This window comes from Rhodococcus pseudokoreensis, assembly GCF_017068395.1.
GTDB classification, from domain to species: domain Bacteria; phylum Actinomycetota; class Actinomycetes; order Mycobacteriales; family Mycobacteriaceae; genus Rhodococcus_F; species Rhodococcus_F pseudokoreensis.
Genome location: NZ_CP070619.1, coordinates 3,533,820 through 3,548,881, shown reverse-complemented (window position 1 = coordinate 3,548,881; position 15,062 = coordinate 3,533,820). Strand labels below are relative to the sequence as shown.

At 66.9% G+C, this 15,062-nt stretch carries 14 protein-coding genes and 1 rRNA gene; 12 read left to right on the top strand and 3 right to left on the bottom strand.

What is annotated here, in order from left to right:
* Positions 1–76: 76 nt before the first annotated feature.
* From rrf to ehuA, 5 genes are all read left to right on the top strand, one after another.
* Positions 77–193, top strand: a 5S ribosomal RNA gene (rrf, locus tag JWS13_RS21335).
* A 227-nt stretch (positions 194–420) separates the two neighbouring features.
* Positions 421–1,305, top strand: coding sequence for an ectoine/hydroxyectoine ABC transporter substrate-binding protein EhuB (ehuB, locus tag JWS13_RS21330; RefSeq protein WP_124391791.1), 885 nt, complete (start codon positions 421–423; stop codon positions 1,303–1,305).
* 22 nt (positions 1,306–1,327) lie between these two features.
* Positions 1,328–2,059 carry an ectoine/hydroxyectoine ABC transporter permease subunit EhuC gene (gene ehuC, locus JWS13_RS21325; protein WP_206007372.1) on the top strand — a complete coding sequence of 244 codons (732 nt, stop codon included), beginning with the start codon at positions 1,328–1,330 and terminating at the stop codon, positions 2,057–2,059.
* Positions 2,056–2,700 (top strand): ectoine/hydroxyectoine ABC transporter permease subunit EhuD, encoded by a 645-nt coding sequence (ehuD, locus tag JWS13_RS21320; protein ID WP_124391783.1) that lies wholly within the window; start codon positions 2,056–2,058, stop codon positions 2,698–2,700. The genes ehuC and ehuD overlap by 4 nt, the downstream gene beginning before the upstream one ends.
* Before the next feature lie 19 nt (positions 2,701–2,719).
* Entirely contained in the window at positions 2,720–3,481 is a 762-nt protein-coding gene (ehuA, locus tag JWS13_RS21315) for an ectoine/hydroxyectoine ABC transporter ATP-binding protein EhuA (protein WP_206011682.1), read from the top strand.
* An 8-nt stretch (positions 3,482–3,489) separates the two neighbouring features.
* On the opposite strand, the gene JWS13_RS21310 is transcribed toward ehuA, so the two are convergent.
* On the bottom strand, positions 3,490–4,494 hold the full coding sequence (locus JWS13_RS21310; protein ID WP_206007371.1) for a bile acid:sodium symporter family protein: 1,005 nt from the start codon (positions 4,492–4,494) through the stop codon (positions 3,490–3,492).
* Positions 4,495–4,577: 83 nt separating this feature from the next.
* Here JWS13_RS21310 and JWS13_RS21305 point away from each other — a divergent pair, with 83 nt between their 5' ends.
* Positions 4,578–5,438 (top strand): LysR family transcriptional regulator, encoded by an 861-nt coding sequence (locus JWS13_RS21305; protein WP_206007370.1) that lies wholly within the window; start codon positions 4,578–4,580, stop codon positions 5,436–5,438.
* A gap of 39 nt (positions 5,439–5,477) precedes the next feature.
* On the opposite strand, the gene JWS13_RS21300 is transcribed toward JWS13_RS21305, so the two are convergent.
* Positions 5,478–7,052, bottom strand: a complete 1,575-nt coding sequence (locus tag JWS13_RS21300; protein ID WP_206007369.1) for a hypothetical protein — start codon at positions 7,050–7,052, stop codon at positions 5,478–5,480.
* A gap of 313 nt (positions 7,053–7,365) precedes the next feature.
* Between JWS13_RS21300 and JWS13_RS21295 the strand changes: the two genes are divergently transcribed.
* Entirely contained in the window at positions 7,366–8,748 is a 1,383-nt protein-coding gene (locus tag JWS13_RS21295; RefSeq protein WP_206011681.1) for an MFS transporter, read from the top strand.
* A gap of 3 nt (positions 8,749–8,751) precedes the next feature.
* Here JWS13_RS21295 and JWS13_RS21290 read toward each other — a convergent pair whose 3' ends face one another.
* Positions 8,752–10,443, bottom strand: a complete 1,692-nt coding sequence (locus JWS13_RS21290) for a PucR family transcriptional regulator (RefSeq protein WP_206007368.1) — start codon at positions 10,441–10,443, stop codon at positions 8,752–8,754.
* Positions 10,444–10,622: 179 nt separating this feature from the next.
* Between JWS13_RS21290 and JWS13_RS21285 the strand changes: the two genes are divergently transcribed.
* From JWS13_RS21285 to JWS13_RS21265, 5 genes are all read left to right on the top strand, one after another.
* A complete protein-coding gene (locus JWS13_RS21285; RefSeq protein ID WP_206007367.1) occupies positions 10,623–11,069 on the top strand; it encodes a GlcG/HbpS family heme-binding protein in 447 nt (148 codons plus the stop codon).
* Between the two features lie 154 nt (positions 11,070–11,223).
* Complete coding sequence (locus tag JWS13_RS21280) at positions 11,224–11,943, top strand: iron-containing redox enzyme family protein (protein WP_206007366.1); 720 nt, start codon at positions 11,224–11,226, stop codon at positions 11,941–11,943.
* A 65-nt stretch (positions 11,944–12,008) separates the two neighbouring features.
* Positions 12,009–12,365, top strand: a complete 357-nt coding sequence (locus JWS13_RS21275) for a Rieske (2Fe-2S) protein (RefSeq protein ID WP_087559799.1) — start codon at positions 12,009–12,011, stop codon at positions 12,363–12,365.
* A 16-nt stretch (positions 12,366–12,381) separates the two neighbouring features.
* Positions 12,382–13,623 carry an NAD(P)/FAD-dependent oxidoreductase gene (locus JWS13_RS21270; protein WP_206007365.1) on the top strand — a complete coding sequence of 414 codons (1,242 nt, stop codon included), beginning with the start codon at positions 12,382–12,384 and terminating at the stop codon, positions 13,621–13,623.
* Positions 13,620–15,062, top strand: coding sequence for an aldehyde dehydrogenase family protein (locus JWS13_RS21265; RefSeq protein WP_206007364.1), 1,443 nt, complete (start codon positions 13,620–13,622; stop codon positions 15,060–15,062). The genes JWS13_RS21270 and JWS13_RS21265 overlap by 4 nt, the downstream gene beginning before the upstream one ends.

The following is a 15,062-nucleotide window of genomic DNA, read 5'->3' as shown; positions in this document are numbered from 1 at the left end:
AGCCCCCAACAAAAAGGGGTTTTCAGCGTTCACTCGATTCATTTCACGCGAAGCGTGTGTGACAGTTTCATAGAGTTACGGCGGCCATAGCGGAGGGGAAACGCCCGGTCCCATTCCGAACCCGGAAGCTAAGCCCTCCAGCGCCGATGGTACTGCACCCGACAGGGTGTGGGAGAGTAGGACACCGCCGAACATCCGTTACCGAAAGCCCCCCAACCTTGTTGGGGGGCTTTCGGCATTTCACAACAGTTTCACCCGCCGCAACTTGATAACGCTGCGGTAACGTCCCCTCGGTTCCCCGTTGGCAAGTCCTTCGCCTGCGTAACGTGGCCCGGGCAGATCCGTTGGGATCGTGCCGTGCGGTGCGCGTCCTCCCGGATCACCCGAGGTGACGAAGGGGAATCTGTGGTGACGAGCACGATGTCGAAACAACGTCCGGCTGTCAGAGCGGCCGTCGCCCTCGCAGGCTTGATAGTGGCCGCCGGCTCCGTCGCGGGGTGCACGAAGACCGACACGGCCAGCGGTGGATCGCTTCTCCAGCAACTGCAGGACAGCGGAACTGTGACCGTCGGTTTCGCCGGCGAGGCGCCGTACAGCTTCGAGCAGGACGGCCAGCTGACCGGCGCCACCGTGGCGTTGCACCGGGAAATCTTCAAGAACCTCGGCATCGACAACGTCGAAGGCGTGAGCACCGACTTCGGAGCCCTCATTCCCGGACTGCAGGCCCGCCGCTTCGACGTCGTCAGTGCCGGAATGTCGATCCTGCCACAGCGCTGCGAGCAGGCAGCGTTCAGTGAGCCGGAATTCAACTACACGACCGCGCTGATGGTGCCGAAGGGCAATCCCGCGAACCTCACCGACATGCAGTCGGTGCAGCAGAGCGGTGTGCGGATGGCAGCGATGACCGGGGCGATCGAATCGGACTACGCGCAGCAACTCGGGATCGACGCGATGCAGGTGGCGTCGCCGCAGGACGGAATGGACGCCGTCGCCAACGGGCGAGCCGATGTCTTTGCGCTCACCGGGATCTCACTGAACTGGCTGGCGCAGAACAACCCACAGGTCCCGGTGGAGGTGACCAACTCGTTCGTCGCCGTGATCGACGGGGTACCTCAGGTCGGAGCCGGGGGCACGGTCTTCCGCAAGGAGGACACCGAGTTGCGCGACGCCTACAACGCCGAACTCGCCAAGATCACCTCCGACAAGGAGAAGTACCTGTCGATCGTCGGACCGTTCGGATTCACCGCAGAGGAACTGCCCGATCCGAACCTGACCACCGCCAAACTCTGCGGCGAGACCGGCTGATCGACGCCGGGGTCTGCTGCCTGTGAAGGAGAACATCGACGCGCTGCTGGATGCGTGGCCGAGCATCCAGGAAGGCATCGTCGTCACGCTCCAACTGACGGCGGGAGGCGCGCTCCTGGCGTTCGTGCTCGCTCTCGCACTCGGGTTGGCTGCCCGTGCCCACAACGTCGTGATCCGGGGATCGGCTCGCGCGTTCATCGAATTCTTCCGGGGCACTTCGCTGTTGGTGCAGCTGTTCTGGTTATTCTACGTGGTTCCGCTGTTCGGCTATCTCATCGACCCGGTGCTGTGCGGGATCCTCGCGCTCGGGCTGAACTACGGCGCGTACGGAGCCGAGGTGGTCCGCGGTGCGATCAACTCGGTGCCGCAATCGCAGTGGGAGGCGGCGACGGCGCTGGACTTCAGTCACTGGCAGCGGCTGCGCCGGGTGGTCTTCCCGCAGGCCTGGGCCGAGATGATTCCGCCGCTGACGAATCTGCTGATCCAGCTCCTCAAGGGCACCGCCCTCGCGAGCTATATCCTCCTGCAGGACTTGACGTTCGAGATCGACCAGCTCCGGCAGACGACCGGGAACACGTTGTTCGCATTCGGCGTGGGGCTCATCATCTACTTCGTCATCGGCTACGCGCTGACGCTGTTGATGAACGCACTCGAGGTGCGGGCGAAGAATCGCCTCGGCACGGGGCCGTCTCTGCGTGAGATCTTCAGTCTCGCACCGTCCGATCCGCGGGGATTGGAGGCGGCGAAACAATGAGCGCCCACTGGAGTTGGGATCGCGCATTCGAGGCTCTGCCCGTGCTGCTCGAGGGTTTCAAGATCACCCTGATCGCCACCGTGCTCGGGTTCCTGATCTCCGTCGTTCTCGGACTCGTCATCGCGTTGATCCGGCAGGCCGCACCGCGCTGGGTGAGTGTGCCGGTCCGCGCGGTCAGCGAATTCATCCGTTTGACCCCGCTCGTCGTGCAACTGCTGTTCGTGTACTACACGTTCACGGGACTGTCGCCGCTGCAGATCGGTGTGGCGGTACTCGGAATCCACTATTCGACGTATATGGCCGAGGTGTACCGGGCGGGGATCGAGGCGGTACCCGTCGGCCAGTGGGAGGCGGCGCGGGCATTGTCCATCGCGCCGACCCGGACGTGGCGGGCGATCATCCTGCCGCAGGCCATCCGCCGCGTCGTCCCGGCGCTGGGCAACTACGCGGTGTCGATGTTCAAGGACACCCCGTTCCTGTTCGCCATCACGGTGGTGGAGATGGTGACGGCCGCGCAGCAGTTCGGCGCCCGGCACTTTCAATACCTCGAACCGTTGACGCTGGCGGGTGTGATCTTCCTGCTCGCCAGCTACCCGACGTCCCTGCTCATACGGCGATTGGAGAGACGTCTTGCCCGATGACGCGAGCGCAGCAACCCCGATGATTCGATTCGACGACGTCGTGAAGCAGTTCGGCGACCACGTCGTGCTCGATCACCTGGACTTTCAGGTCGACCGCGGCGATCGCGTGACCCTCATCGGCCCGAGCGGATCGGGGAAGACGACGATCCTGCGGCTGCTCATGACCCTCGAGAAGGTGAATGACGGCGTCATCTGGGTGGATGGGGCGCCGCTGACGCACGAGGAGAAGGGCGGCAAACTCGTTCCGGCGTCGGAGAAGTACACACGCCGGATACGACGCCGGATCGGCATGGTCTTCCAGCAGTTCAACCTGTTCCCCAACATGAACGTGATCGAGAACATCACCGAAGCGCCGATCCACGTGCTCGGGCTGGACAAGGCCGCGGCCGCGAAGCGGGCACGCGAGTTGCTAGAGACGGTCGGGCTGTCGGACAAGGAGACCGCGCACCCGACGCAGCTGTCCGGTGGCCAGCAGCAGCGGGTCGCGATCGCGAGGGCCCTGGCGATGGACCCCGACATTCTGCTGCTCGACGAGGTGACGTCGGCGCTGGACCCGGAATTGGTGGCGGACGTCCTCGACGTGCTCCGGGACGTCGCACGCACCACCGACATCACGATGCTGATCGTCACGCACGAGATGCAGTTCGCGCGGGACGTGTCGAACCGGGTGATGATGTTCGACGCCGGCCGCATCGTGGAAGAAGGCGATCCGGCCACGATCTTCACCGCACCGAAGCACGAGCGCACCAAGACGTTCCTGAAGGCCGTGCTGGCCGACTGACTCCCGGACTAGCGCGAGGTGGTCGCGAGTTCCGTCTCGTCGGCGGAAGCGCGCCGTGCCAGCCTGCCGGCCATCCACGCGCACACCAGCAACTGCAGTTGGTGGAACAGCATGAGCGGCAGCACGATCAGGCCGATCGGCTGACTGGCGAACAGGACCGTGGCCATCGGAAGACCGGTGGCGAGGCTCTTCTTCGACCCGCAGAACGTGATCGTGATCTGATCGGCGCGGTCGAACCCGAGTCGCTTCGACCCGAACCAGGTGAGGGACAGGACGATCGCGAGCAGGACCGCGCACACTGCGAGCAGGCCGAGGAGCCGGCCGACGGACAGGGTGCCCCAGATTCCCTCGTTCATTCCTTCGCTGAATGCGACGTAGACGACCAGCAGGATGGATCCGCGGTCGACGAGCTTGAGCGGTGCGCCGTGCTTCTTCACCCACGGGCCGATCCACCGTCGCACGGACTGGCCGGCGATGAACGGGAGCAGCAGCATGACGAGGATGCCGATCGCGGACGACGCGTCGAAGCCCGCGCCCTCGCTCGTCATCAGCAACGCCACGAGCAGCGGAGTGACGACGATGCCGAGGATGTTGGAGAACGACGCGCTGACGATCGCCCCGGGCACGTTGCCGCGGGCGATCGACACGAACGCGATCGACGACTGGACGGTCGACGGCAGGAGGCAGACGTACAGAAGGCCCAGATACAGCGGTTGGGTCAGGATCGTCGGGACCAGCACCCGTGCGGCGATTCCGAGAAGAGGGAAGATGACGAACGTCGCCGCGAGGATCGTGAGGTGCAGACGCCAGTGACGCAGGCCCTGCAGCGCTTCCTGCGTGGAGAGCCGGGCGCCGTAGAGGAAGAACAGAATTCCCACGGCCACCTTCGTGGCCCAGGTGAACGCCGTCAGGGCAGTGCCGTCGGCGGGGACCAGGCTGGCGATCCCGACGGTGATCAGGATGCCGATGATGAACGGATCGAGTTTTCCGAGCAGCGGGATCTTCGTCAGCATGGTTCGACCGTAGGGAACCCACGGATATTTCGAAAGACGATTGTGACGTTTACTGTAATGCTGAACCGTGATAACAATGAGCCATGTTCGATCCGGTTCACCTGCGGAGCTTCCTGGCGGTCGCGCGCACCAAGAGCTTCACCGCCGCCGCCCGGCGCCTGGACCTGCGGCAATCGACGGTCAGCCAGCACGTCGGAAAGCTCGAGAACGCTGCCGGTCGCCGTCTGTTTCTGCGGGACACGCATTCGGTCGAGCTGACCGCGGACGGCTCCGTGATGGTGGGGTTCGCGACGTCGATACTCGAGCGGCACTCGGACGCCGAACGCTACTTCACACAGTCCGGGGTGCGCGGCCGCGTCCGGTTCGGGGCGTCCGAGGATCTGGTTCTGCACGAACTCCCCCGGATTCTGGGCGAGTTCCGGCGCAGCCATCCGCTCGTGGATCTCGAACTCACGGTGGCGTTGAGCGAGGTGCTGTTCCGGCAACTGCGCGAGGGCCGGCTGGACCTGGTCTTCGGGAAGCGTCGCCGAGGAGACCAGCACGGGGAACTGGTGTGGACGGACCGGTTGGCGTTCTTCGCCGCACCCGACTTCGTGCCGGACGCCGAGGGCCCGGTGCCGCTGGTGACGTACCCGCCGCCGTCGATCACGCGGGCAGCGGCACTGGACGCCCTGGAGAAATCCGGCCGCGGCGCGCGGGTGGCCTGTGTGACGGACAGCCTGAACGGATTGCGGGCCGCCTGCCTCGCCGGACTCGGCGTCGTGTTCCACGCGGAGACCCTGCCACCCGCAGGGCTGGTTCCGGTGCGGATGCGTTCGCGCGACGACTGGGGGCCCGCGGTCGACGTCGAATTCGTGCTGGAGGCCCGCCGTAGCGTGCTCAGCGAACCGGAGCAGGCTTTGCGCGCCGCCATCCTCGAGAACGCGGATCGACTGCGCGCCTGACCTCGGTGGGAGGTCTGCCCCACCGAGGTCGTCGAGCTGTCAGAAGATGAGGACGGACAGCGCGGTGGACAGCACCAGGCCGGACACCACCGGCACGAAACACTTCCGGGCGAGTTCGAGGACGGGCACCCGGGCGAAACCGGCCACCGCGATCAACGACGACCACGCGACGAGCGTTCCGCCGCCGGACCAGATGTTGCCCATCTGACCGATCGCCGCCAGGGTTGCGGGGTCCATCCCGACCGCGGGTCCGAGTGCGCCTGCGAGTGAACCGGTCAGCGGCAGGCCGGTGAAGCCGGAACCCTCGAGGCCCGCGATCATTCCGATGGCGAGAATGCCGAACGACGTGACGAACGCGTTCTGCGGCAGGTGGGACTGTGCGGCGTTGACCAGGTCGAACAGCAGCGTCGGGCCGGTCGCGTCGGCGGGAAGTCCGAGAATGGCGGCGGAGAAGTCGCCGTTGCCGATGAAGAAGAAGCCGGCGATCGGAATCACGATGCCCATCGCCTTGAATGCGAAGACCAGGCCGTCGATCAGGTGCTCGGACGTCGTTTCGAGGAAGCCCTTCTTGTCGTTGGTCGCGGCGGCCGCGAACAGGATGAGCGCCGCGATGCCGCCGACCATCGCCGCCGCGTCGCCGCCCTTGAGGTCGGGCACGAGGTCCGTGAACTTGCCGACCATGAGGTAGACGATGAACGCCAGATACGCGGTGGGCACGAGCACCGCGAAAGTCTTTGCGGCGCGGATACTCTTGAACGTGTCGTCGATGACCTGCCGCGCCGAGGCCGTGACGGGTTCGGCGAGGACCGTCGTCGACGCCTGCGGAGCGGCAGTCGTCGCCGTTTGGGCCGGTGCGCGACCGGTCGTCCCGTCGCCGGTGGGAGCCGCACCGCCGTCGGGGGCGTCGCCGCCGGGCTTGCCGAAGTCGCTCTCCGCGCGGGACTCCCAGTCGGTGAGCAGTTCCGGTGCGGGGCGGCGCATGTGCCTGCGCTGCGTGAAGTAGGCGATGAGGAGCGCGGTGAGGCCGACGATCAGGGACATCACCAGGGCGCGGTCCGCGACGACGTCCGGATCGACGCCCGCCGACTTTGCCGACAGGCCGGGCGCCACCTTGATGATGTAGTCCGAGGACAGCGCCATGCCCTGCCCGCAGATGGCGATCGCCATGCCGACGGCCATCGGGGGAAGGCCGGCGCGGATGGCGACGGGGATGAGGACGGCGCCGATCAACGGCACCGCCGGGGTGGGCCAGAAGAACAGCGAGATCGTGTAGGTGACGACGGCCAGAACGATGAAGCTGCTGGTGCCGCCGCGCATGACGCGCCGGAACGGGGCGACCATCAGCCGGTCGGCCCCCATCTGCCGGAGCGCGCCGAGCATGGCGGTCACCAACGAGATGATGAGGAAGATGTTGAACAGCTCGCGGGCGGCGACGAGGCTCGCATTGAAGATCGACGCGAGACCGGTGACGAGGCTGTCGGAGAACGCGAAGGCTGTCAGGAAGGTGCCGATGACGGCGGGGACGACGATGTTCTTCCGCATGAGCATCGTCCCGAGGATGACAACGATTCCTCCGAGATACACCCAATGTGCGGCGGTGAGACTTACATCCACAGTGCGCCCCTTCGAAATAGGTACAGACTAGTGGCACTAGTCACAGTGCAGTGATACTGCGCGGGGCGTTTTCCAGGGTCAACGTCCAGAGTGCACATCGACAACCAGCGTATTTGGGCATTGTGCCCGACATTTTTCGCCGGGATTGCTTGTTGTCACGCGCAAGTAAAGGAATGCTCGGCAGAAGCCGTTTCACGGAATCCTGTGTTCATAATTAGGCTTGCCTAACCTAATGTTCTGGGTGGGTGCGGCAGGGGTTTCCGGTGGAAACCGGTATCGCCGGAGCGCGAATTCTCGGATGAAAGTGGACTCTATGATGACGGCGATCGGTCAGGACCGGAGTGCAACCGCGAGTGACGAACGAGGGCCGGGCACGACGCCCGCGCTGGCGGCACTGCTCGCCGGAACGTTCGTCGGCACGGTCAGCAACAACATCGTCAACGTCCCGCTGAACGCGATCCTCACGGACTTCGACGCAGGACTCGGTGGCGGCATCTTCGTGGTCGTCGGATTCCTCCTCACCTTCGCGACGACGATGCCGCTGGCCGGGTGGATCGGGGACCGGTTCGGTCGCAGGCGTGTGTACTGCGCCGCCCTGCTGGGGACCGCGGTCTGTTCCCTCGGCGCGGCGCTCGCGCCGTCGCTGCCCGTGCTTGTGATGTGGCGATCGCTCGGCGGGATCGCGGCCGCTGCGTTCGCGCCCGCGGTCATGGGGCTGATCGCGTGGCTGTTCGGGCCCGCACGGCGGGCGAGCGCCGTCGGCGCGTGGGCGGCGGTGAACGGCATCGGTCAGGCGGTGGGCCCGTCGATGGGCGGAATCGTCAGCGACTGGTGGGGCTGGCGGTGGGCCTTCGTGCCACTGGTGCCGGTCGCCCTGATCGGGTTCGCCGCGACTCTCCGCTACATCCCGAGATACCCCGGCAAGAAGATGCGACTGGACGTGATCGGGGCGTTCACCGTCACGCTCGGAGCGGCCCTGCTGATCCTCGGCCTCACGACCGTCTCGCAGGAGCAGGTGCCCGCCTGGGTCAGCATCGCGACCATCGTCGGCGGGGTCGTCGTCATCGCCGTGTTCGTGATCCACTGCCGGCGGGCGGCGAACCCGTTCGTGCCCATCGACCTGGTGATCGAATCACGTTTCCTGCGTAGCGCTCTCGCCGCGTTCACCCAGATGTTCGCGCTGGGGGCGGTGTTGCTCGCGTTTCCGCTCTACCTGACGGGGTCGGGTAGTTCGACCACACAGGCCGGGCTGATGCTCTTCGTGCTGCCGGTCGTCATGACATGCGTGGCACCCGTAGTCGGACGTCTCGTCGACAGGATCGGCGCCCGAGTGGTGATGCGATCCGGCCTGGTGGTGTTGATCGGTAGCCAAGTGGCACTGACGATCACGTTATCGGCTGACGTCCGGAACCCGATCGCGCTCGGCGCCGTACTCGTCGCCGCCGGTCTGGGAATCGGCATGGTCCAGACGCCCGCCGCGGCCGGCTCGACCCGATCGCCCGCGGGGGCCGTGGGAACGGGTCTGGGACTGTTCAACCTCATCCGCTTCGGCGGCTCCGCCGTCGGCGCCGCCTGGGTGGGCGTGGCCGCGCATCTGGCGGCGGATCCGTACGGGCTGCTGTTCGTCGTGGCCGCCCTCGTCGTGATCGCAGGCTTGGCCGGAACTTTCATCGGCGAGGATCCGGTGGCGGTCTGAGGGCTAGCGGGTCACGATCTCGTGGTTGACGGTGTCCTGGACCTGGGAGAGCAGATCGAGGCGGAGCGCCAGCCACAGGGTGAACTGATTCTCCGGTTCCCGGATGTCCATGCCGATGAGCCGTGACGTGCGATCGAGCTTGGCGATCATCGTGTTCCGGTGGATCCGCAGGCGCCGCGCGGCGGCGTTGACGTTGCCGCCTTCTTCGAGGTAGGCGAATAGCAACTCCTCGGCGTCGGCGTGTGAACTCGATGCCCGGAGGGGGCCGAGGACGTCGCGGATGAGCCGCCGGCTCTCGTCGGTGTCGGTGGCGCGGGCGAGCACACTGAACCCACGCAGGTCGTTGTAGGCCACCGAACCGGACAGCCCGAGCCGCTGCGCGATGCCCAGGGTGATGCGGGCCTCGCGGTAGCTCTCCCCGATGTCGCGGGCACCCGCCGCCGGGCGCCCGTGGGCCACGGGAATCCGCTGGCCCAAACGGGTTTCGAGATCGAGCGCCATGGCGTGCGCATACTCGCCGATCTCCGATTCGACGCCGGGGGCCTCGGCGGAGCTCAGGGAGCGGATCACCACGAGCACGTCGCCGATGACGGTGACGTGGGAACGTACGCCCGGACGGGGCAGCACGCCGGCGGCGTAGCGCGCCAGCCGGACCATGCTCGCGCCGGGCCGTCCCGCCGCGCGGTCGACGAGACCGGGAGCGACGAACACGATGTAGTGCAGGTCCAGATCGATCTCGTGCAGTGCGGCCCGGGTGCGCAGGTCGTGGTCGTTGGCGAAGTTGCCGTGCACCAGGGCCTGGACGAAGTCGCCCCGGGCGCGCTCCTCGGCCTCATCGACGCTCCGCTGCCGCAGCATCTCGGTGCCGATGATCGTCCCGGCCTGCTCGACGACCACCCGGTGCTGCGCGATGTCGTGCCTGCGGGGGTTGGCGCCGGGCACGACGACCACTACCCAGCCCTCGTAGCGGCCTGCCAGTTGCATCGCTCCGGCGACCGCCGTGGTGGGCACGAACAGTCCGTCCGGATGCTCCAGGCGGATCACGTGCACGTTGTGCATCCGTGCCGGCGGCGATTCCTCCAACCGCGGCAGGGCGTCGGCGAGCGCGTCGAGCAGGGCGACGGTGCTCGCGTCCTCGGCGTCCGGAAGTCCGGCGTGCGCGAGGAGGCGTCCCCGGACGTCCAGAGCGACGGCGACGTCGGAGGTCAGCGCCGCGACCTCGCGGATCAGCATCGGCAGTCCCGCCCCGCGGTGCAGCAACCCCGCGAGCGACTGGTGCACGGTGAGCGCATAACGCATCACGTGCGCTTCCTGGGTGAGTGCGCGCTCGGCGAGGAGGCGGTTGAGCGCCGTGAACCCGACCGGAAATCCCAGTTCCACGACCGTCAGTCCGCGCGGCCAGGTGGTGCCGGCGGGCGCGGACCCGTCGACGAGGAGGACGCCGGCACCCCGCGCCACCAGCGACTCGAGTTCCCGTCCGGGTGCGGACAGCGTCTCGGGCCGGGTATACACGGCGACCTCGGCGAGCGAGTCGGGCCTGCTCATCACCTCGCCCCACGGCAGGCACCACGTCACCGGGCCGCTCAGGGCGTCCGTGCCCGACAGCACCCGGGCCGACGCGAGCAGGGGCTCTTCGAGCAGGCCGCGTAACGACAGTCGCTCGTCGTCGCCGTTCGGCGTCGTGGTGTCGTCCACTACGGACCTCCTCGGCTGGCGGCGAAAGGTGCAGTATGGCGGAGCGCGCACCTGCACTGCCTATGCACTATGCCCTGATTTCGCCGAAATTGCCGGATAGTTTGACCATGGTTCTGCCAGTTGCCCCGGTGATAGAAATCGGTGCATCACTTCCTCCCGAATACGCAACGGAGAAGACCATGCATCAGGTTCACCGAATCACCCTCGACGACGCACTCCCGCTGCTCGCCGCGGGACGCGCGAAGGCCGAGGAAATCGGCGTCAAGCAGACCCTGTGCGTCTGCGACGACGGCGGCAACGTGCTGGCCCTGCACCGGCTGCCCGGAGCGCGCCTCACCGGCGTCGACATCGCGATCGCCAAAGCGTTTACCGCGGCAGGCCACGAGCGGGCCACGCACCTGTTCAACGAGGCCCCCGACGGACCCGCGCTGCCCGGGAACGAGGCCTTCGGTATCAGCCACATGCTGCCGGGCAAGTTCGCGGTGTTCGTCGGCGGATTCCCCCTCGTCTTCGACGGCCAGATCGTCGGCGGCATCGGCATCAGCGGCGGAAACGGCAAGCAGGACAAGGCTGTCGGAGCGGCGATGCTCGCCGAATTCGAAGCACTCGTGGCAGTACGCAACTGACCACCTCCCGGTGTGCCGACAACGTGCACATCGAAACCGTTCCGACGCAGTCACTTCGACCGTGGTCGCACTGATCGCGAATCGATACCGTCGAACCCACTCCAGTCGGAGCATCCCCCAACCATTCTCATACCAGAGGAAGACGAGGCACATCATGACCGAACTACTGGGCAGGGACGAATTCCGCACAGCTCTGGAGAACGCCATCAAGGGCCGCGAGGCGAAGAACGCGTCGTTCAGCAAGGCGTGGGCCGAGGGCAAGCTCGAGAAGCACCACTTCGCACGGTGGGCCGAGAACCACTACCACTACGTCGGTCCGTTCGCCGACTACCTCGCGAACATCTACTCGAACACCCCCGACAACTTCACCAATGCAAAGGATTTCACCCTCCAGAACATGTACGAGGAGGAATTGGCCGACATCCGGCACACCGACCTCCTCATCAAGTTCGCAGAGGCGTGCGGCACCACGAAGGAGCGCGTCGAGGACCCGTCGAACATGAACGCGATCACCCGCGGACTGCAGTCCTGGTGCTACGCGGTGTCGCAGCGTGAACACTTCGTCGTGGCCACCGCCGCACTCGTCGTCGGACTCGAATCGCAGGTTCCGAGCATCTACAAGAAGCAGATCGTCCCGCTGCGTGAGGTGTACGGGTTCACCGAGGACGAGATCGAGTTCTTCGACCTGCACATCACGTCGGACGTCGTGCACGGTGAGCGCGGATACCAGATCGTGCTCGACCACGCGGACACCCCGCAGCTGCAGCAGCGTTGCCTGCAACTCGTGCAGTGGGGAGCCGAGATGCGCTTCTCGTACACGAAGGGTCTCTACGACACGTACGTGGCGCCGGACCTCACGCTCGCGACCGCCTGACCGTGCGAAGGGAGGGGCCCGGACCGGGCCCCTCCGGACGCAGGCCGCCCGAGAAGGAGAAAACGATGGAGACGAACTGGACCCGGCTGGTCACCGTGCGCGAACTCGGCCGCCGTCGGAAGCTTCGAGTCGAGGCCGGGGACACCGCGATCGCCCTGTTCCAGACCGACGACCGCATCTACGCCTTCCGTGACCTGTGCGTCCATCAGGATCGGTCGCTCGCGAAAGGCACACTGCTGCACGGGCGCGTCATCTGCCCGGGCCACCAGTGGGCGTTCGACCTCGACACCGGCTACGAGGAAGACCAGGACCTGTGCCAGCCGACCTACGCGGTGAAGGTCGAGGACGACGTCGTCTACGTGGATCTCACCCGCAGCCCCGATTACGCCGAGACCGCGACTTCGCCGGCCGAAGTCGACTGAGAGAGCGAGTGACACCATGACGCTGAACACCATCGTCACCATCGGCGCCGGCCAGACCGCTGCCGTCGCGGCGCGCACCCTGCGGCGCCGAGGGTTCGACGGCAGGATCCTCCTCGTCGGCGACGAGCCGCACGCGCCGTATCAGCGCCCACCACTGTCCAAGGAATTCCTCGCCGGGCAGGAGGACCGCGAGTCGTTGATGCTCCTGCCCGAACCGTGGCGAGAAAAGCAGAACGTCGAACTTCTCACCGGCACGACGGTGACGCGGATCGACGCGGGCGGCGGATCGGTCGAACTGTCCGACGGGCGGAGCATCGCGGCCGATGCCGTCCTCGTCGCGACCGGCGGCAGACCGCGCACGATGCCGGTGACCGGCCCCGCGCCGGAACGGGTGCACTATCTGAGGACGATCGACGACGCCGAACGGCTCGCCGCCCAGCTTCGCCACGGCACCGGGCTGGCGCTGATCGGTGGCGGCTTCATCGGACTCGAAATTGCCGCCACCGCGCGAACTCTCGGCGCGGACGTGACCGTCCTCGAAGCGGACGCGGTGCCTCTCGCCCGGATACTCGGACCCGAGATGGGCGACGTCTGCACGCGGTTGCAGCGCGACAACGGCGTCACCGTCCGCGGCGGCGTCCGCGTCGACACCGTGACCACCCGGCCCGACGGCGTGCTCATCGCCCTCGACGACGGCGAGGTACTGCAGGCCGACGTCGTGGTGGTGGGGATCGGGATCGTCCCCAACGTCGAGGTCGCCCAGGCCTCCGGCCTGGCCGTCGACGGCGGAATCCTGGTGGATGCGCAGGGTCGGACGTCGATTCCGCACGTGTACGCCGCCGGCGACGTCGCGGCCCGATTCTCCGACGCGGCAGGCAGACATGTACGCGTCGAACACTTCGACAACGCGAGCAAGCAGGGGGCCGCGACGGCGAACCTGATGCTCGGACGCGTCGGGGTCGTGGACCCCGCGCACTGGTTCTGGTCCGATCAGTTCGGCAAGAACATTCAGTTCACCGGCGCCGCCACCTACACGGACCTGGTATTCCGCGGCAGCGCAGACAGCGGCGAATTCACCGCCTTCTATCTGGACCGCGGCGTCGTGCGCGGCGCCTTCACACTCGACCGGGGCGAGGAGATCGGCGCGGCCAGGGAACTGATCGGCCGGGCGATCACACCGGCGAGGTTGGCGGACGAGAGCGTCGACCTGTTCGACCTGATGGACGAGGACGACGAGGAATTGGTGACGGTGTCATGATCGAGGGACTGAATTTCATCGACGGGCAGTGGGTTCCGTCGTCGTCGGGCGAGGTGTTCGAGCGGCGCAATCCCGCCGACCACCACGACGCGATCGGCGTGTTCCCGGATTCCACCGAGGCGGACGTGGATGCCGCCGTCGGCGCACTGGCCAAGGCGGCGCCGCAGTGGGCCGCGACGCCCCCGGAACGCCGCGCGGCAATTCTGGAAGGCGCGGCCGCGCACCTCGAGGCGCGGGCAGCCGAACTCGTCGACGAACTCGTCCGGGAGGAGGGCAAGACCCGGGCCGAGGCGACGATGGAAGTCGGCCGCACTCCGATGAACCTGCGCTTCTACGCGGGTGAGGCCCTCCGGACCACCGGCAGTACCTATCCCACCCCGGGTGAGGGACTCGTCATCACCCTGCGCGAACCCGTCGGCATCGTCGGCGCGATCACCCCGTGGAACTTCCCGCTCAACATTCCGTCGCGCAAGCTCGGACCGGCCCTCGCCGCGGGAAATGTCGTGGTGTTCAAACCATCCGAGCTGACGCCGCTGATGGGACAGCGACTGGTCGAAGCATTGCTGGCCGGGGGACTTCCGGCCGGGGCCATCGCGCTGGTCCAGGGATCCGGTCGGGCAGGCGCCGCGATCGCGGCGGACGAGCGCGTCGACGCCGTGACGTTCACGGGCTCCACCGGGGTGGGCCGCGCGATCCACGCGGCGGTGGGTCCGTCGCGCCGGAGCCAACTCGAGATGGGCGGCAAGAATCCCGTCGTGGTCCTCGACGACGCCGACGTGGACAAGGCGGCCGCCCTGATCGTCAAGGGCGCCTTCGGGTTGTCCGGGCAGGCGTGCACGGGCACCAGCCGGGTGATCGCGGTGGACGCCGTCCACGACCGGTTGCTGGACCGCGTGGTGGAACTCGCCGGAGAGATCACCGTCGGCCCGGGCGCGGACCCGGGCGTGGGCATGGGTGCTCTCGCGAGCGCGGGACAGCTGACCAAATTCCTCGACTACGTCCGGATCGGCCGGGAGGAAGGCGCCGAACTGGTTTGCGGTGGAATGAGTCTCGACGAGGACCGCGGATATTTCGCCGCCCCGACCGTGTTCGCCGGCGGCAGCCCGGACATGCGGGTCGTGACCGAAGAAGTGTTCGGACCACTGCTGGTCTTCCTGCGGGCCGCCGGCTTCGACGAGGCGGTCGCATTCGCGAACGACACGGAATTCGGGCTCAGCGCCGGAATCGTCACCAACGACGTGACCAAGGCGCTCGCGTTCGCCGGCCGGTCCGAATCGGGTCTGGTGAAGATCAACCAGCCCACCACCGGCATGAGCATGAACGCGCCGTTCGGCGGGTACAAGGCGTCGAGCACGCAGACCCACAAGGAACAGGCGGGCGACTCGATGATGCAGTTCTACCAAGCCGAAAAGACCGTCTACCTCAGCCCTTCGGCCTGA